Origin of the sequence: Microbulbifer magnicolonia, from assembly GCF_035117725.1 — a bacterium.
GTDB classification, from domain to species: Bacteria; Pseudomonadota; Gammaproteobacteria; order Pseudomonadales; family Cellvibrionaceae; genus Microbulbifer; species Microbulbifer magnicolonia.
The window spans coordinates 1,022,013-1,040,692 of record NZ_JAYEFD010000002.1 but is presented as its reverse complement, the minus strand read 5'-3'; the positions used below and the strand labels follow the sequence as shown (position 1 = coordinate 1,040,692).

The following is an 18,680-nucleotide window of genomic DNA, read 5'->3' as shown; positions in this document are numbered from 1 at the left end:
AGGCCAGCGTACAAATCAAGCCCGCCACCTGAACCCTGACCGGCCTTGCTCGCGATATGGTTTAATAGCCGGCCAAAATTTTTGCCGAAGAGCGCCATGGAACTGCAATTTCTCACCGCCACTCTGTTCAACCTGGGAATCAATCTTCTCTACACGCTGCTCGCACTGTTTATCGGTATCGTCGCGCTGATTACGATCGACAAGAAGCTGCTGCGCAATGTCGATATCGAAGGCGAACTGAAGAACGGCAATATCGCGGTGGCGATTTTTGCCTCCACCATTCTGATCTTCGTCGCGCTCATTATTTCCTTCGGGCTGAAAGGTTAGGTAAATGCGCGGCTGGTTGATTCCTGGCCTCCTGGGCGTCGCGCTGCTGCTGCCGGAACTGCTGCGCACTGCCGGTCAGTCGCAGGAGAGCCGCGCGCTTCGCCAGCAGATCGAAGACCTGAGCCGCACCTTTGCCGGCGCGCCGGAGACAAGCGGCAGTATCCGGGACCGCCAATACGGCGTGGTGCGCGTGACCGGCAGCGGTCAGCCGCTGCCCGAAGAAACCATTCAGGAGATCGTTGCCAAACGCAGTCTCGAACAGAGCGCTTACGTATCCGTGTGGAACTGGCAGGGCATCACCGCCGTTACCGCCTCGGCGCGCGGCCTCGACAGCAAGCACCATTTCGCCAACAGTTACCTGGTGGGTTTCAGGCCGTTCGAGACCGAGCAGCTGTGGGTGCCGCTCTACACGCTGGCGATCCGCAAGGAATACCAGTACGACCACCTGCAGTATGCCGGCCTCGCCGATATCTGGCAGACCTCGCGCCAGGCCTTTTATCAGAAGCGCGGCGACTGCGAGGACCACGCCATACTGCTGGCGGACTGGCTGATCGAGCTGGGCGTCGATGCGCGGGTCGCGCTCGGCACCCACAACGGCCAGGGCCACGCCTGGGTGGTGGCGATAGTGGATGGCGAGGAATATCTGCTGGAGGCCACCAGCAAGCGGCGCCAGTCCACCTGGCAGGCGATGCCGCTGGCGGAGCTGGCCGAGGGCTACGAAGTCGAATTTCAGTTCAACCGCAATTTCTTCTGGGCCAAGAAAGACGCCGCTTCGACGAGACAGTATCGCGGCAGCCACTGGATCAGGAAATCGCAGTTTATCCGCAGTTGATTGGCAGCCAAGGCGACTGGTGCCAACACGCCTGTGGGAGCCTGCCCTGCAGGCGATGCGGAGGGTGCCAGACACTCCGAACAATCGCCTGCAGGGCAGGCTCCCACAGGGCACTCAAAGGCGATCCATCTACCGCTAAATCGGCGAGCCCGGCGGCATCGCCTTCAGATCACCCGCCTCAACTTTTAGCTCACCACGCATAAAGGCCGCGATGCGCTGCGCCTGGTAGAAGTAGTGTGCACTGTAACCCTGCGGATCCTCGCCAAAGAGCTTCATGCCGCCCATCGCCTGCTGGAATTTGGCCAGCTGTAAATTGGCTTTGGCGCGCACCGGCTCAGACGCATTCTTGTCACCGGCCAGCAACATCAGCCGCTGGATATAGGCGTGGTTGACGCGCTGGTGGATGACTGCCTGCAGGCCGGAATACTTGTCTGCCTCCAGCGCCCGCTCGCTCAGCTGTTCGAGCAGCGCGTCGAAGCCCGGGATCTCACTGCTGCGCGCGTGCTGTTGGCCCATGCGCGCGGCGCGCTGCGGATCGAGCAGAATCGACAGTGTGTGACCGGCAGCGGCCTCGCTCAGGGCGACGGCATCGAAGGCGACGCCGGTATAGGCGGGGAAGCTCTCATCGGTGCGGTCGTAGCCATAGGACTTGGGCGGCAGCAGCTGCAGCACTCTTTCCGGCAGTACCAGGAATTGCGGATCCAGCGTGGACAGCAGCGCATCGATCGCCCGCTGCTGGCGTTCAGCCGGAACCAGCGTATAGCTGTTCTGCTCGGCGCCGTTATACAGGTAGTCGTAGTCGATACCGCCGATCAGCTTGCCGACCGCCTCCGCCTGGTAGCGGTGGCCGTAGTAGACGGGCACCAGCGTCTCCTCGAGTGAGGAGCGCGGCGCGCCCTGCGGGTTGGCCGCGGCGGAGAAGTTGTCCAGCGCGTGGCGGCGCAGCTCGGCCATGCGGGCAAATTCTGCCAGCGGCTCACTGCCGTTGTCCCACAGGTGGGAAGTCGCGTGGGCATTGTTGATCGAGCGCGAGTCCGGGTCGGAGATAAAGCGCAGCTTCTGCGCCTCCGCTTCTGCGATCACGCCGGCTAGATACTGCTGCTCATTCTCACCGTCACCGTAGCCATAGCGGACCGCCAGCTTGTCCCAGGCACCGATCCCTTCCGCATAAGCACCGGCCAGCTCCAGCGCCTCGCCCTGCAGCGACACCAGCGGCGCCGGATAGTCCATCACCGAGGCGCGCGCATCGATGCTGGCGGCGAAGTTGTGGGCGAGACCCAGCGTGTGGCCGACCTCATGGGCGGAGAGCTGGCGGATGCGCGCCAGTGCCATCGCCTTCAGCGATTCGGTATCGGCCGTCTCGCTGCCGTAGGGCTGCAACAGACCCTGGGCGATCAGGAAGTCCTGGCGCACCCGCAACGAACCCAGGGTGACGTTGCCCTTGAGGATCTCGCCGGTGCGGGGGTCCGCAATCGAGTAACCGTAGGACCAGCCGCGGGTGGAGCGGTGTACCCAGTTGATCACGTTGTAGCGCACATCCAGCGGATCCACGTCTTCCGGCAGTATTTCCACCCGGAACGCATTCTTGTAGCCGGCGGCCTCGAAGGCCTGGTTCCACCAGCTGGCGCCTTCCACCAGCGCGCTGCGCACCGGCTCCGGCACGCCGGAATCCACGTAGTAGACGATCGGCTCCACCGGCTCGTCGCTGCCGGGCTTCTTCTGCAGGCGGTGGCGGTAGATCAGGCGCTGGTCCAGCGGCTGGTCGATCGCGGTGGCGTAGTCCCGGTACTCGAACGGAAAGTAGCCACTGCGGCTGTGGAAGCGGCGCGGCTGGTAGCCGTCGTCCGGCAACTCGACCAGGGAGATATGCTGGCGCAAAGACACCAGCGTCGGGGTGGGCACCACCTCCTGCAGATACTTGCCCGGCTGACCGCCGGCGAAGGTCAGCTGTGCCTCGAACTCACTGTTCTTGGGGAAGTTCTTTGTGCGGGGCAGGTAGATCGCGGATTTGGACTGATCGACCGTGTAGGCGCCCTGCTCGGTCTGCTTCAGGCGCGTTGCGATGCCGTGCTGGTCGCTGAGCAGGAACGGGGTGAAGTCCACCAGTACGCGGCCGCCGTTTCGCGCCAGCGCCTCGAAGCCCCACAGCACCGAGGAGGCGAAAGCCTCGGCCACCGCGCGCCGCTCGGCGGCGTTGTCGGACTCGGCGCGATACTTCAGGTTCAGCTGGTGCAGCAGCACCTTGTTGCCGACCCGCTCGAATTTCACCAGCCGGTTGTCTCCCACCTGGTTGCGGTCCAGACCCACCGGATTGGAGCCTAGGCCCTGGGCCAGACCGGTCAGCAGCAGAAACTCGCGGTCGAAGTCGGCGATCTCCAGCAGCACACGGCCGGTTTCGTCGTCCCAGTAGAAGTCGTGGTAGCCGGCATGCTTCTCCATGCCGGCGGTGTACTCGGTGATGGTCTCGGCCCGGGCTGTGACGCTGAGCAGTACCAATAACGCCGCGAAGATGAGCCTGCGTGTCGACATATGCTGTCCCCAAGTTATTCGATTTCTGGGATGACCCGGCGGGAACCGGGGCCATCAAGGGCAATGCGCAAGGTTAACATTTAATCCGCCAGAGAGCTCACAACGACGGATGTGAGCCTAATCCTCACTCGTCCGTCTAAAAAACATATCGACCCGTGCATCCAAATCCGCCCCCAGGGCCGTCATAACAGCAACCAGAAGAATCCGGAGACATTGACTATGTGGAAGCCGCTTGCCATTTCGACGCTGATTGCCGCGAGCGCCTCGGCGCAAGCCGGGGGCGTCAACCTCACGGTTGGAGATGACCAGCACTGCAGTGCGGAACTGAACCACAGCGTGCGCGTGGGGCCCGACTTTTTCGAAGTCCGTGAAGACAACGGCGACAACGAGCCCAGACTCCGCTACCAGTCCCCGGCGCTGCTTGTGGTCGCCGGCGAGACACTGGAACTGGACGAACAGCAGCAACAGCTGCTGCGGGACTACCAACTGCAGCTGCACGGCACCGGGCGGGAGATTCTGCTGATTTCGCTGGAGGCCGTGGATGTGGCGCTGAACGGTATGTCCGCGGCGCTCACGGTACTCGCCGGCAAGGACCATCCGGACAGCATCGAGCTGCAAGAGGCCTCCGAAGATATACTGCGCCGCACCGAGGAGCGGCTCAACCGTGAGGGAGAGATCTACACGCTCGGAGATCCAGAAAACGACGCATTTATCGAGCAGGTGATAGAGGAAGAGTTTGAGCCCAAGATCGAGAAGCTGGTCATGAAGTCTGCCGGCGCCATTACCTGGAACGCGCTGAAGGCGGCGTTCACCGGCGGCCGCAGCATTGAGCGCGATGCCGAGCTGGCGGCAGAGGAGATCGAGAAGGAGGTCGAGCAGCGGGCGGAAAGTATTGAAGCTCGCGCAGAGGGGCTATGCCAGCAGCTCGAGGCCGTGAACCGCATTGAGAGTGAGCTGCACCAGTCCATTCCCGCCCTGGCACCCTACGATATCGTCACGATTAAATAGTTATACCTACCCCCAAAGTGGTCGGCCGCCTCGTGCGGCCTTTTTTATTCCTGCAACTGCAGCAGGGACATCAAATTCACGGCACAAACCCTATCAGCAGTCTGGTAACAACGGGAAAATTCGGATCAGAGTCAGCGTCACTCACCCGTTCCACAGAGGACTACAATCTGGAAACCCTAAACAGCCGGTTCTGAATCTCCACCGCCGCACTTTCGGTTTCTGTAAATCCATCCAGGTAGTTCACCAAGTTCGATTCCAACAAGCTCGCTGCCTGCCGACTTAGGTAGTTTCGAATTTCATCTTCTGCGCTCGTCACTTCACCCACTATCTCGGGGCGGTGCTCAAACACAAATAGAATGTCTTCCATATCGTGGGCGAAGATGTCACCCCTGCCACGGCCATGCCAGGCTTCAAATTTTGTCGCCAGAAAATACACCGGCTTGGCCACCCTTATCGAAGCCCTGCCGAGGTCCACGGAAAACGCTTGCGCTATCGTCGCTGGATACCAACGGTTGGCAAATCCCAGGATCCGCTCATCTGTTGGCATTACATCCAAGCGCACATCGGGAAAATCTCGCAAGCAATAACGACAAATCAGAGCGTCTTCGGACTGATCTTCCCTGAAGCCCCGCGCCTTCAATTGGTCGCAAAAGGCATGGTAATCGCGCGTGGTGACAACATCGATAACTATATCCACGTCTTTGGTCTGGCGGACTTGACCGCGCCGCTCCGGAGCCACCAGGAGCGCAGTGGTAGAACCACCGATGTACACGACCTGTTGATTGAGCTCTTCTCCGATCGTGTACGCCACCAGCTCAAGCAGTTCGATATTCCTTAAATTCATGGTGCAGCCGATCTTGAATTATCTGGGCATTATTCAGTAGCTTCTTCAGCTCGTTTCTAGCGTGCATCAATTCGCGAGGCTTGCCAATGCGGATGGCATCCACTACAGCCAGCAGCACATAAGCACCGGGGGACAAGCTGGGGCCACTGATGACATGCTTGTCTACGGGATTGATCAGTATTCCCTCCTGATCAGATTCACGGATCACGGTACTCGCGCCGGCAATACAAAGTGGTGGGTTCGGCGGCATCATTTCACTGCGAATCAGTTTGCAATTGAATCCAGTGGGCAGACCAAAGCCGAAGCCAATCTTGCGGGTTGGCTCCGCATAGCGGATGCCATAGCCGAGCCACTCCCCGGCGGCTGTGAGATTTACCCAAGGACCGAAGCCGGCTGGCCGCAGTTCTGGCTCGCGGATCAAACCGGCCTCGACCAGGGTCCGATAACTGCGGATCAACCCGGTCTTACTTACGCCGTAGAGTTCCGCCTGCTCGGCCAGCGATCTGGCGCGGGATTCAAAATACTCACTCCGACCCTCGGGCGGCAAGGGCGCATAGGGCTCCAACGGCTCGCTTAGCAACTGGCCTATGGTCTGGAGAAGGATGTAGGAGTCTTGAGATTTCATTCTTGATTCATAGTCCGGAATTTGGACCAAAAAAATCACAACTGCCCACCCTTGTCAAGTGGCAACTTGCTCCCACTATCTACAGGTCCACCCGAGCTACAGGTCCACCCGAGCTACAGGTCCACCCGAGGTCTGCCGACAACAGCCGGGGTAACTCGTCGCTGATATTGCTTTTCTATCTCCTCCTTGAACCTGTCACTGCCCAACGCCAGCCCCTTGTTGACTGCGGATGAAATATGTTCGGCCAGGCTCTGATCAAGATGGCGCGAGAACAGCGCGCGGTACCTTTCCCGGCGCTGCTTCGGGTACCGTCCCAGCTGCAGATATTCCGTATGGGGTGTTATGAGGTTCGAATTTCTGCCCAGGGCATTACTCGCATAGCTGGACCAATAGTAATCCGCAGGATCAGAAACCATTCGGGCGCGGACCGGGTTCAGCTCGATATAGCGATAGCAGTGCAACAAATACTCTTCGGACTGCACCAGGCAGGATTTGTAGCGACCCTCCCAGAGAGTTCCGGAGCGGCGATACTCCCGGTTAAAGTAGCGCACATACATCCTGCCGAGGGACTGCATCATTTTTGATACACCCTGTCCACTTTGCGGCGTCGCTAACAGGTGTACATGGTTGGTCATAAATACCCAGGCATGTACTTGCACCCGGTACTGCGCTGCGTAGTCGCGCAGCCAGCCGGCATAGGCGATAAAGTCGTTTTCGCAACAGAAACACGCCTGTCGATTATTGCCGCGCTGGATGATGTGCTGAGGGATGCCGGGTGGAGCAAGGCGTGGTAAGCGGGCCATTGGTTCCTCCTTGAACATTTGGCCATAGTTTAGATACGAGATCGGCTAGCAGGTTGGATTGGGTGTCAAAATTTTACTCTGACCCCTATTATTGACCTCCACGCCGTCAGGCTACGCGCAAAATAGATACGGTCCTCGGTTTCCAGGCTGCGCTTGGAGGGGATCAGGGCCCTGTTGAGCGCTGTACCGTCTAGCGCCCGAATCCACTCACTCAGGTACCAGCTGAGTGGCGGGTTCATGGTTACGCGGCTCGGTGGCAGGTGTGGATCTTTGGTTAGCCCGGCAGACTCCTGTACCAGATGTGCGGAGTTGCAGGCAGCGTTGCCTAGCCAGGCTTCGAAGCCATCGGGCGTGCCATCTATCAGGTTGCTGACCTCACCAAGCGCCTTTCGCAGTTTCGTCTTCCACTGCTCCGCCTGCGCGGGCGTCAGTTCTTGTCGGCACTGTAGCCAGTACGGGAAAGAAGCGTGTAGCGCCTCCATCAACCAGACCTGGCCGCGATCAGCACGGCCGGGAAACAGTTTACGCGCTTTTTTCCACACGGGAGCCATCACCGGATCAGTAACGCAGTTGATCATGCCCGTGTGTCGGCGCTGGAAGCGGATCCGTTCTTTACCGCCCAGGCTGGAAACATCCGGCGCAAATACAGGCAGAGAGTCGGGATCATCCAATTTGCCCGCCATCAGAAACTTCAACGCGACAACAGCTGGACCGGAAATGCCCGACAAAAGATCAGTAACCTGCAGTCGCCGTGAGTTTGACATCATATAGCACCGTCTAGTCAGCCCTATGTGTCAGGGTGGCGCTAGAAGTGTAGTCAACAGGTCGCGGAGTAATTAGGAGGGTGTAAATACCACCCACGTCTGCGCTATATCGTCTGATATGGGACCAGAAGCAAGTGATTGGAGTACTTGAGGCGCAGTTCGAGCAGTAGAAGCTAAGTAAAATCACAAGGTCCCTACAAGTTACCCTGCAGGGACTTAATCTACGGAATAGTCAGAAGTCGATCTGACTCATGTTGTTCACTACCGCAATAGCATTTTACCTTCTAGTTCAATCTATCGAAGGAAATGCCCTGATATTTATAAAAACCGTAAATAGCCCAACCCCTTAACGAGTCCAGTGATTTCTCCACACCTGAATTAGAATCGGGAAATGGGTAAATTCCAGTTATATCCCTCAATACACAATCGACAGAATCAAATATCAATCTCCGAATACAGTTTTTAGGAGTCCCGGATATCGAAAGCTCTCCAGCATAAGCGCTTGACTGACCGGACACGTAAAGCAAAGGTAGCTCCTCGATAAGTGCTGGAACAGCGCTTTCTCCAAGCCCAGCAAGGCCTTCAATCCCCGCTTTATAGCCGTCTACATTCTGCAGCATATCTAAGTAACGGGAAACTTTACGTTTCACGCTATCGCGATCTTCATATTGCAGCCGTATATGGTTTGGGAGCCAAGATTCGACTCGATACTTATCCCGCAACCAATCTGATAAATCATTTGAGAATGGAAACATACCACCGCCAATAAGCGAAGCAAGATTATAAGTATTCCTATGAAAATCATAATTTAGAAAAAAAATATACCTTCCCTTCTGAACCAGTGAATCGCCAAAATTCAGATTAATGATCTTGCTAGGCGGAATCCGACCACGGATCCCACTTTCAACCTGAACCTGGATAAATCCAGAACCCCCTGACAAAACCTGGCCAACTATTGTCAAGGATGAAAACCCGATGATTGCGTCATCCATCTCCGCGCCCCCTTCAACTTTTTCTATCGCATTGGCTCCAGTAAGCGACAGCAGAGAAGATAACAACAATATGACTTTAAGGACCGAAACCAAGTTTCTCATAATGGAACCTTAACAAATTTCTTTTTTCAGGGTCTCCCCCCATGATTGAGCCCTCGTGGCCTGGGAGAAACCGTTTACGCCGAAAATATGCATCTCTAAACCCGAGATTATGGCCAAATTCATGGGCCATTATGTAACCGACCTTTTCTGCACTGTAATGCACCGCAGCCTGAGAAAACCAAATTATATTACCTTGTCCATTCGGCCCCACTGTAGCCGCCGCATCTCGATATGACCCATCTATGCGCAAATTCTCTGAATCTGGAGGAACCACGCGAACAGTAACCAACGCGCTCTCTGAGGAATCAGTAGAATTCATTGATGCAGAAACATCAATAAAATACCCATCATCATACTCAAAAGTTCCATCCCATGTATTATTTATACCAGACAGTGATGCATTGACAAATTCCTCGGAAACATCGCCATCAAAATAAATTCCGCCTTCAATTGATACGCGCTTCCCAATAGATTTTCCATCCTCAATAACATCAGTGCTTTTGCTTATATTGTTCCCCCTAAATGCGTTCGCCCGGTCTAACGCTGCATTTTCTGCGTTTCCTTCACTGGAAGCTACACCATGCTGCGAAGTACTATTTTCCCTGTTGCTCAATGCTCCAACTTCTGTTGAAGCAGTGAAGTTTCCAGCACCTGTTTTTACTGAGACCGTACCGTTACCATTTCCCGTCATGGTTCCAACTTTGACATCACGTTTTATACGAGAACCAGTAACTGCCTGCTTTTGCGTAATATCAGCAGTGTCGCCCTCCCCAAGACCACTTGCCACGTCATTGCAACTACCGGGGTCCTCCATGCTGCAAGAGGCAAAACCGGTCGGGTCAGTCCCCGCCAGTGGATTATTCATGATATACGAATACGGATTCATACTCTGGCTGTTGCCCGGAGCCTGAATAATCGGGTCAACGCTCAGGAACCGGCCCAGATTGTAATCGTAAGCCCGCCCATTCATATGAATCAGCTCGACATCATCCAGATGCTCGTGATCCGTAAAGCCCCGGGTCGTAAAGCCGCTTTCCAGCCGCGCCACCGTCTTGTCGAGGATGTTCCCCAGCCGCGGCTTGCCGAACGGATCGAAGCTGTGGGTCTCCCGCAGGTTGCCCGACTCGTCCCCGACAGCCACGGTGGAACCCAGCCGGTCGCGGTGGGTAAAGCCGATCTCGTGGCTGGTTTCGCTGGCGGTCTCGGTGCTGGTGACCACGGCGATATCGCCGATAAAGTGGCGGTACTGCGTCTCACTGCCGCCGCCGATGCGCTCGAACAGCTTGTCAATATGGACCGTGGTCTTGCCGCTGCCCTGGTTGACCTGCTTATAGCGCATCTGGTCGGCGCCGTAGGAGAAGTACAGGTCGACGCCATTCCTGCTGATACGGGTCGGCTTGTTGAAGGCGTTGTACCAGACCTGCTGCACCCCGTTCTCGTGGGTGCGGTTGCCATTTGCGTCGTAACCGTAAGTGACGGTGCCGCCGCCGACCAGGACGACGCCCTTGACCGCATTGGGGCCACCGCTGGCGCCCCCGATGTAGCTGTAGCTACTGGCGAAGTCGTCCTTCTTCAGCAGGTTGCCGATGGCATCGTAGTCGTAATCGATGGTGGGCCCGTCGGTCCTGGTGCTGTAATCGAGACGGTTCAGCGCGTCGTAGTAGTGGTTTTCTACGTTCGTGCTCGGACTTTCACCGGGCACACTGACGGTCTGCTGCCACAGGTTGCCGAAGTTGTCGTAGTCGTACGACAGCAGCTGGTGGCTCTGCACCAGGCTGTCGAAGGCGGTGCCCGCCATCTGCCCGGTTGCTGCATGGAAGTCGCGGCCGACGATATAGTTGCCCGCCGCCACGTTCGCGAACTCCCACTCGCCCCAGGCGTCCATCTGGGTGATTTCCCGGTAGCTGTAACCGCTGACGGCATTGCGGGTACGGAACTGATAACCCGCATCGTTGTAGCCGTACTGCAGCGTGAGGCCGCTGGGATAGGTCAGGCCCTTGAGGCGGCCGTAGTTGCTGTCATAGTGGCTGACCGTGAGGAAGTCCTCGCCGTCGATATTGGTGGTCACCTGATCCGGACGGCTCAGGGTGTCGTAGCGATAGGTGCGGGTGAAGCCGCCGTCGCTGGTCTGCTCGATATGCGGCAGGCCTATGCCGTTGGCAGCCGTGTCGTATACCCATTCGGCCTGCGGCGTGCCGTTGACCTCGCGCTGTTCGAGGCGCCCGATCCGGTCATAATGGTATTCGGTAACCTGCTGCCGGGCGTCGGTTTCCGTCTCCACCTCGCCGAAGCCGGTATAGGTGAACGACTTGAAGCCCATATTGGGGTCGTCCACCCAGTCCTTCTGGCCGAGGGCGTTGTGCTTGGCGGTGATGCTGTTGCTGGCGGCATCCCGCAGGACGATCGGATTGCCGGCACCGTCGTAGGCGTAGTCGGTGCTGCCCTGCAGGGCGTCCACCGTTTGCGTGAGCTGCTGCAGGCCGTTGAAGGTGCGGTACATGATGCGGCCGTTAGCGGTGACCTGGGTTGTGAAGCTGTCTTGATAATCGTGGGTGTAATCGATATCCAGAACCTGGCCATCGGTCTGGTCGACAGTCTTACCCAGTGTCCGGCCCAGGGTGTCGTAGCCGTCGTACCTCGTCCCGTAGCTATTCGGGCTGCTGGCGTAGTGGGGCGCGGACTCGAAGGTGACTTGGCCCAGTGCATTGTATTGGGTTCGGGTCACGACCCAGTCGGTGCCGCTGAAAGCCTGGACCTCGGCCTGGATAACGCGGCCCAGGGCGTCGTGGTAGGCGACCTGCTCGGGCGCGCCCGCCTGCTGTTGAATGGTCTTGTAGACAGACCCGGCAATTCGCCCCGACCCCGAACCGTCCAGACAGCCAACCCCTTCCGGACACCACTGCTGGGCTGTGTGGACATTTGGCGCGGCTTTCAGTCCGAGAGTCTCATCGTAAGGCGCCGTAACGGTGATGACTCGGCCAAAGTCGTCGAATGCGTAGTCCGTGCGCAGGCCGTTGGCATCGGTGACCGAATCCGGCTTGCCGAATTTGGGGTTGGTGATGGTCGTGACCGGATGGCCCAGCGCGTTTTCTATGACCTGAGGGAAGTAGCTGTCGCTGCTGAACTGGGTTGTCGCCACAAAGCGCGATTCGGTTTCGCCCTCGGCGGTGGTGGTGACCCGTTCTGCGAGGCCGTGGGCCGTGTACTCCGTCACCACCCGGTTCCACTTGCCGGTGGAAGGGTCGGTCAGAATACTGGTGGGCTTGCGGACGTCGTCGTTCCAGCTTTCAAAGGTGACGACCACCGACTGTTGCACATCGGTATCGGCTCCGATCTCCACTGCACCGTCCCGGTTCTGTATCGGGTTGGTGGTGACGGTTTGGCTTTGCGTCTTGTCGAGCCACCAGCTGGTGGTATCCGCGGGGGAATAGTCCGTACTCGTGGAACTGGTGACGATATGCAGGCCGCCGCTCGGCCCCTCTTCATATCGACTTTCGGCCAGGACCACGTTGCCCCACTGGTCGAATTCCGTGGTCTGCGCCTGTTGGTACAGCTTGGCCCTGGTACCGAGCGTTCTGTGGCTGCTGGACTGCTGCCGGATACCGACGAAATAAGGCTCGTCGGGCAAAGCGGTCCAGTCATAATCCAGGTCGTCCTCGATCACCGGCGCACTGTGGCCGCCAAGGGGCCAGAATTGCCACTGGAAGTCGGTTTCCACGAAAGCACTGGCTGAATCGTCGTCGGATCCCCGGTCGCCCAGTTCCCATTTGCGCTGCTTGTAAAGTTTGCCGGCCAGCGGGAATATCTGGTGGAAGTCGGACTGGGTCTCGACATTGGCCGCCAGATCTTCCTCGACAATCGTGTGGAAGCCCTGGAAACCCCGGCCTTTGTTATTGAAGACAGCGCCCTTGTAGCGGTACTGCTTTCTATTGAGCGCACCCGGCCCGAGACCATTGGATTGGCGGTGCTCGGCGACAACATACATGCTGGAGGTGAACGCAAAGTGGTCGTCTTTAACGGCGCCATCCAGGTTATCAAAGTATCCGCCCTGCTCGTCTGCCGATTCATAGAATGGCTTATCCCCAGAGTGATAACGATCGTCGCGGGAGGATAGGGGGCGATAGTGCCACTCGTCACGGAAACCCAGGCTGTTCTCTACAGATACCAGCATGTCCGTGGGTTCATAGAGTTCATCGCCGGTGGCTGAACCGCGGTTGCGCCGCACGTAGACCCCCGGTGAATGGCCGGCTGTTTCAGGCACTGTGCAGGAACCTGGATAATTGGCACAGCCATAGGAATAGACGAAGTCCGACAATCCGTTGCCAAAGGCATCAATGACTGCAGAATTGTACGCCGTACCGGATATATTCGGACTATATTGCTCTACCCGGAAGCTACCATCGGCCTGCTCGACAAAATGCAGGCCTTCATAGCCGTAGAAGCTGTGATCCACCTCAGTGACATCAAAGCTTTCATAATTGGGACTCCCCGCAGTTCCGGAATTGAATACGTCGTAGAGGTCGTCACCACAGAAGTTTTTTGTACCTCCGCTATCGTAGGCCTCGAGGCAGCTTTCCACCAGCGTGTATTTAGGGTAGATGAGACCCATCTTGCCATCGGCGCCGCGGTCATATTTCTTTAGCGCGCTGACGTATTTCAGGCCGTCCAAAAACTCACCTGACATATCGCCGTCATTGAAGTAGCGGTACCTCCGGGTTTCCAGCGGGCTGTCGAGTTCAACAAATTGCCAGTTGGTAAATACTCCCCCCTTGTTCAGTCGATAGTAAAGGCCGTCTTGCTCGCCGCGCCAGTTGACCCAGTCAGGCAGACCGTCGCCGTTAATATCCAGCAAATAGTAAAAGTACAGGTCCTTATCCAGTCCATTTTGAGGTGTGTTCGTAGCGACCGGCACAAAGCTAACACCACTGCCATTCCTCTCTGCGAATAGGAACATAGTTGGGGTCGGCTGCGGAGACGTTACCTCGCCAACGCCGTTGACGTAAATTGTATTGTCATAAAGCAAAAGATCCGGAAGTCCATTGCCCGTCACATCGCCGACAAACTCTACTGAGCTTCTATGCGACCAACTGGAAGCGTCATACTGGAAGGTGGTGACCAACTGCCCGTTGTTAGCATATGGCGCAGCCGTATTGCCGGTATGCAAATAGAGATAGAGCTCGTTGTCACTGATGGAGTCGCCGCGGCGAATTTGCAGATCCACCCAGCCGTCGCCATTGTAATCCCGGGCATCAAGGATATGATCCAAACCGGGCAGACCAATGGGCGTTGAGATCCAGGTGAAGCTCCCGTCCCCATTACTGATACCTATCTGCAACTGGTCGCCCTGATCCCGCCAGGTATCGGTCTTGCCGTCGTTATTGGCGTCCAGCTCGACGCAGCGGATACTACCGGGAAATGGCACACAACCCCCAGATTCAGGGTTGAATGTGCCCGTCACCGCTCCTTCGGCACTCATAAAGTAGCCGGGCCAATCACGGACGCCATCGCCGTTAAAGTCGCCACGCGGCATCAGGCGATCGATATGCTTCTCTTCTGGGAACAGTGGTGTGACGGATTTTCCGGAGTTCAGGTGGTTGCCTCCAGTGTAGCTCGCCGAGCCGAGCAGCTCTTTCTGTTTAACTTCGGCAGTATCCGCCCACTCGAAGGTTGTCGGCTCCAGGCACTGGCCGCCAGTGCCGCAAAGTGAAATCTCCTGTAACAGGCTGCTGCCGGTGGCTTCACTCAGCCTGTAGGAAAGGCTGTACTCCCTGACCAAATCGGCCTGGTAGTAAACTGCAATTTTCTCCAACCGCTTGGTCTGCCGAGTGAGACCGCCCGCCAGATAGCTGGAAGCGATATCCGGCCTGGCTCCCGGTTCGTAGATAAAGCTTATGCGACGGTTGCCGTTCTCTTGGCCGGAACCCGTGTAATAGATATCACTGAGTTGGTATTCACCCCCGCCGAAGCCCTGGTAGACATAGTTGATGGAGTTACTGACCGGATCCTCTTCCCTCGATATGGCCCAGGACTTGATCGCGCTGACGCCATCGGCGACATGCCGGGAGTCGGCATCGTCGCCGTAATAGCGCACACGGCCGCTCTTGAGCTCCACCTTAAACCAGGTCGTGGTTCCGTTAAGATCGCCACTCTGGGTAATCCGCGCGAAGCTGTCCAGTTCCGTGCGGTAGACGGCTCCGCTTGTGCCATAACTGCCACTTACCCTTATCAGACGCTGGCCGTCCAGGCAAAGGCGGTCGGAACTCAGGTACTGGACCGGTATCATCTGGCCGTCTTGCGCCATCGTTTGCGGGCACCGGGAGATCTGCGAACCGGCACCGAGCGACCAGCCCTTGCCGACGACACCATTGCCGGTGCGGCTGGAGTAGCTCAGCGAAACCTGCGGCTGCACGCCATTTCGACCGGGAGGTATCTCAATTGGAATATTATAAGTCGCTGCACCGCCGCTGACGCCACCGCGTCCGCCTACGACGCCGACATTTTGATGTTGTTTCAGTTGCGGGTCAGCGAATCCGGCATCCAGAAGCTGGATATCCAGATTAGCTTTCTTTGCCCACGCCGGTGTCGAAGGATCCGGATCTTGATATGCAAATTCGGTGTCAACCGGTTCGGAACACTTCGCTTCACCCGGGGTGACATTACAGGCCCGTACTTCGAGGAAGTAGGAACCGTAGCTGCCGAGTGGTTGCTGGGCAGTCGTATCACTCGTGGTCGGCAGCCAGGTTTCTCCATTCACCCTGAACTGATAGTAGTCATCATAACCAGTTGCCACCTTATCCCAGATCAAGTCAATGACTTGGCCATTTTGAGTTGCGACTAGATTGCTCGGTTGATCCGGCACCGGGTGATCAATCGTGACATTTGATGATGTTATAACTTCACTGCATCCGGAAGTGTTGCAGGCGTAGACTTCGTATTGATAGTCTCCATCGGGCTTTGCGTTCGAAGGACTGTATGACCTGGAGATCCCCAGATCCTGCCAGTCTCCCCATAGAGCGTTCTCGCTCTCGCGCAACCAATAGTGATCGACCTGGCCGGAATCTGCCGTCCAGCTGACAGAGATTTCACCCTCGTCGAAATTACCACCCTGGCTGATGTTGAAATCTCCACGCGGCGCGCGCAAAACTTGCAAATTTGCCGGCGTACTCCAGCTGGCGCTACACCCAGCGGCATTACAGTTCTTAACGCGGATATCGTGGCTGCCGTCTTCCAAGCCCGAAATATTGAACATGGAGTCCTGGGCCGTCTCGAAAACTCCATCTCCTGGCCAGGCAACTCCCGCCGGCTTCAACTGCCAGCGCACAGTCTCGATTGGGCCAGAACCCGCTGTAATAATTTCGAATGTCCCATCTTTCGAAAATGTAGAAATAAGGCCATTGCTCTTAATCCACTGGATCACGGAAGTGCCCGGCACCAATACTACTGAGACGTTCAGACTATGGTGTGGATTGGGGAAAATCGGCTCCCAGTGGTTATCCCCGCTATTCCAATTAAATAGCGACAAATCATAATTGTAGGAACCGCTAGATCCGACGGAAACGGTTCTATAGCCACCCGTTGGCGAATTGCCGCCACTGGCGATTTCGACTCCGTTTTGCTTCAGTACGTAGTGTTCAGAACCTAAGGTCCATGTCAGTGTAAAACCGCCGTCTAAGCTGGGATTCTCGTTGGACGAAAAGGCGGGGAGACTTACCGTTACGCTATCGGCAGCCGTGCTGACACTGCAGGGCGTTAGACCTGAATAGGAATTACACGCTTTAACGCGATAGTGCCAGGTACCGTTCTGGGTCTTGTTTATCGTTACTGACAACCCGGCTTGGCTGGAAACCTCTACCCAGGTACTGCCACCATTTGAGCTCTCCTCTAGCACATACTCGGTGACCGGTGTTGGCGGCGCGCCCCAGCTTATCGTGTAAGTCCCATTGATTGAGCTACTGGGGACGACAAAATTGAGTGGAGGGGCCGGCTGAATGGCGACTATCACGTTGCCAGAAGTCTGGTAGCCACTGTTGTCGCCCGAAAACTGTGCCTTGACCCGATATTTATAGGTATTGGTTGTTCTGCCGGAAAAGCTCGTGCTAGTCGCAGTACCGGTGTAGACATTTGACCAGCTGCCGCCATTGACCTGCTCCTGCAGAACATACTGGTCAACGCCGGCGGACCCAACCCAGGAAATGGTGTAGGCACCGTTGGTGTCCGTTGCTGGCACGGTAATATCGGTGGGCGTCCGGACCACCCTGACCGGTGACGATGTTCTGTAGCTGCCGGCGGTACCCGTATATCTTGCCGCAACCCGGAACGTATGATCCGCCGTATTCAGGCCGACAACGGTATGACTGGTCGCGGTACCTGTATAGACGGTGGACCAGGTTCCGGCGTTGACCTGTGCTTGCACAATATAGTCAGAGGCACCGGACACCGCAGCCCAGCTAATGTCAAATAACCCGGATGTATTGACAGTGGTCGGAACGGTGATGGATGCCGGAGTCAGGACGACTTTTTTGTCGGAGGATATCTTGTAGTTACTGGTAACCGAATTGTACTTAGAGGCGACCTGGAACTTGTAGACACCCGAGGTCAAACCGCTCACAGATTTTGTGGTTGCAGCTGTGTTTTGAATGGTGGACCATGCCCCGCCGTTCTTCTGTTGTTGGAGAATGTAAGTATCCGCTCCTGCTGCGGGGCTCCAAGAGATGTCAAAAGCCCCATCTTGATCCGTTCCGCTGGGGACCGTAAAAGTGGATGGTGCGACGCTATTGTCAAACGCCGAAGAATATTTCCAATCTCCGCTCACGCCATTCTCTATGGCGCGAATAGCATATTGGTAGGTCGCTATGCCCTTGCTCGAAAAGGACTTACTGGTTGCGGTTCCGTTGTAGACAGTAACGTAAGATGCGGAGTTGATTTTCTCCCGCAGTTCATAGCTCGCTGCCCCTGTAACCGACGCCCAGGAAATGGTATATGCGCCGTCGTTGTCCGAATTCGGCACTGTGATGCTAGACGGTGTTCTGACCACCGTTATAGTCTTCTGGGCCGTCCAGCCGCTACAATTTATCCGTGAAGTATGAGCGCTGTCATTGCAGGCGCGCGACCGGTATTTATAGACAGCCGTCGACTTTCCGCTAACGGATTTCGAAGTGGCAGAAGTATTGTGAATGCGTACCCAAGGTCCTCCATCCTTCTGCTCTTCCAATTCGTAGCGATCTTTAGTACCTGAGGCCGCACCCCAGCTAATGGAATATGCACCGTCAGTGTCGCTTGTTGGCAATGAGATTGCTCCCGGCGTACCGGGCATGTGCAACACCTCGGTTTCTGACGATCCGAGATACGTATCAGCGGCATGTGCAGATCCTACGAATAAAAATAATGGATTCTGTTTAAATTTCTCCACAATTATCGTTACAAAATTCGGAGTTGCACAATCAGGTGGGCAGTTATTCCCTGTATTTTCCCCATACACCATATATTTCCAGACACCTTCTGTGCGTCCGGTGATATTGACAGATGATCCGAAGCTAACCGGAATCGTACGTTGATAAACGCCGTTTTTATATTCCTGGACTTCAATACCTACGTAACCGGAATCCCAATTGACGGTAAAGGATCCATTCGTATCTGTAGAAGGAGAAATCACCGTAGCCACCGATGGCAGGGCAAGGAATAAGCAAGAAATAATTAGAATGTGCGCAAAAAGTTTCACTCTGCCCCCAAAGATCCAGCTTGATTTTATTATTTATATGTAAAGATCAAATTGTCGCCTAAGCGTTCAAAACGACGAAATATTAATCATTTATTGTAATAAAGTCTTTAATATATAAGCATTCACTTCTGCTGTG

General features: G+C 56.3%; 10 protein-coding genes. 3 read left to right on the top strand and 7 right to left on the bottom strand.

Annotated elements, in window-relative coordinates; translation table 11 throughout:
• Positions 1–96: 96 nt before the first annotated feature.
• Both RRF64_RS13860 and RRF64_RS13855 read left to right on the top strand, forming a co-directional pair.
• On the top strand, positions 97–327 hold the full coding sequence (locus RRF64_RS13860; RefSeq protein WP_323846483.1) for a DUF350 domain-containing protein: 231 nt from the start codon (positions 97–99) through the stop codon (positions 325–327).
• A 4-nt stretch (positions 328–331) separates the two neighbouring features.
• A complete protein-coding gene (locus RRF64_RS13855; RefSeq protein ID WP_323846482.1) occupies positions 332–1,159 on the top strand; it encodes a transglutaminase-like domain-containing protein in 828 nt (275 codons plus the stop codon).
• A gap of 135 nt (positions 1,160–1,294) precedes the next feature.
• Here the strand turns inward: RRF64_RS13855 and RRF64_RS13850 are convergent, their stop codons facing one another.
• On the bottom strand, positions 1,295–3,688 hold the full coding sequence (locus RRF64_RS13850) for a zinc-dependent metalloprotease (protein WP_323846481.1): 2,394 nt from the start codon (positions 3,686–3,688) through the stop codon (positions 1,295–1,297).
• A gap of 219 nt (positions 3,689–3,907) precedes the next feature.
• On the opposite strand from RRF64_RS13850, the gene RRF64_RS13845 reads away from it, so the two are divergent.
• Positions 3,908–4,696, top strand: a complete 789-nt coding sequence (locus RRF64_RS13845; RefSeq protein WP_323846480.1) for a DUF2884 family protein — start codon at positions 3,908–3,910, stop codon at positions 4,694–4,696.
• A 160-nt stretch (positions 4,697–4,856) separates the two neighbouring features.
• Here RRF64_RS13845 and RRF64_RS13840 read toward each other — a convergent pair whose 3' ends face one another.
• The 6 genes from RRF64_RS13840 to RRF64_RS13815 form a co-directional block, all read right to left on the bottom strand.
• On the bottom strand, positions 4,857–5,540 hold the full coding sequence (locus tag RRF64_RS13840) for a nucleotidyl transferase AbiEii/AbiGii toxin family protein (RefSeq protein WP_323846479.1): 684 nt from the start codon (positions 5,538–5,540) through the stop codon (positions 4,857–4,859).
• The gene (locus RRF64_RS13835; protein ID WP_323846478.1) at positions 5,512–6,165 is read right to left on the bottom strand and encodes a hypothetical protein; all 654 of its coding nucleotides are present in this window, start codon (positions 6,163–6,165) and stop codon (positions 5,512–5,514) included. Before RRF64_RS13835 ends, RRF64_RS13840 begins: the two co-directional genes overlap by 29 nt.
• Positions 6,166–6,278: 113 nt before the next feature.
• Positions 6,279–6,968, bottom strand: coding sequence for a transposase (locus tag RRF64_RS13830; protein ID WP_323846477.1), 690 nt, complete (start codon positions 6,966–6,968; stop codon positions 6,279–6,281).
• A 65-nt stretch (positions 6,969–7,033) separates the two neighbouring features.
• The gene (locus RRF64_RS13825) at positions 7,034–7,663 is read right to left on the bottom strand and encodes a hypothetical protein (protein ID WP_323846476.1); all 630 of its coding nucleotides are present in this window, start codon (positions 7,661–7,663) and stop codon (positions 7,034–7,036) included.
• Between the two features lie 353 nt (positions 7,664–8,016).
• Complete coding sequence (locus RRF64_RS13820) at positions 8,017–8,826, bottom strand: hypothetical protein (RefSeq protein ID WP_323846475.1); 810 nt, start codon at positions 8,824–8,826, stop codon at positions 8,017–8,019.
• Positions 8,801–18,544: an RHS repeat-associated core domain-containing protein gene (locus RRF64_RS13815; RefSeq protein ID WP_323846474.1), complete on the bottom strand. Its 9,744-nt coding sequence runs from the start codon at positions 18,542–18,544 to the stop codon at positions 8,801–8,803. The genes RRF64_RS13820 and RRF64_RS13815 overlap by 26 nt, the downstream gene beginning before the upstream one ends.
• Positions 18,545–18,680 lie beyond the last annotated feature (136 nt).

Excerpts from the sequence above, each read along its gene's own strand:
- RRF64_RS13860 (WP_323846483.1), top strand. The coding sequence starts at position 97 with ATGGAACTGCAATTTCTCACCGCCACTCTGTTCAACCTGGGAATCAAT.
- RRF64_RS13855 (WP_323846482.1), top strand. The coding sequence starts at position 332 with ATGCGCGGCTGGTTGATTCCTGGCCTCCTGGGCGTCGCGCTGCTGCTG.
- RRF64_RS13850 (WP_323846481.1), bottom strand. The coding sequence starts at position 3,688 with ATGTCGACACGCAGGCTCATCTTCGCGGCGTTATTGGTACTGCTCAGC.
- RRF64_RS13845 (WP_323846480.1), top strand. The coding sequence starts at position 3,908 with ATGTGGAAGCCGCTTGCCATTTCGACGCTGATTGCCGCGAGCGCCTCG.
- RRF64_RS13840 (WP_323846479.1), bottom strand. The coding sequence starts at position 5,540 with ATGAATTTAAGGAATATCGAACTGCTTGAGCTGGTGGCGTACACGATC.
- RRF64_RS13835 (WP_323846478.1), bottom strand. The coding sequence starts at position 6,165 with ATGAAATCTCAAGACTCCTACATCCTTCTCCAGACCATAGGCCAGTTG.
- RRF64_RS13830 (WP_323846477.1), bottom strand. The coding sequence starts at position 6,968 with ATGGCCCGCTTACCACGCCTTGCTCCACCCGGCATCCCTCAGCACATC.
- RRF64_RS13820 (WP_323846475.1), bottom strand. The coding sequence starts at position 8,826 with ATGAGAAACTTGGTTTCGGTCCTTAAAGTCATATTGTTGTTATCTTCT.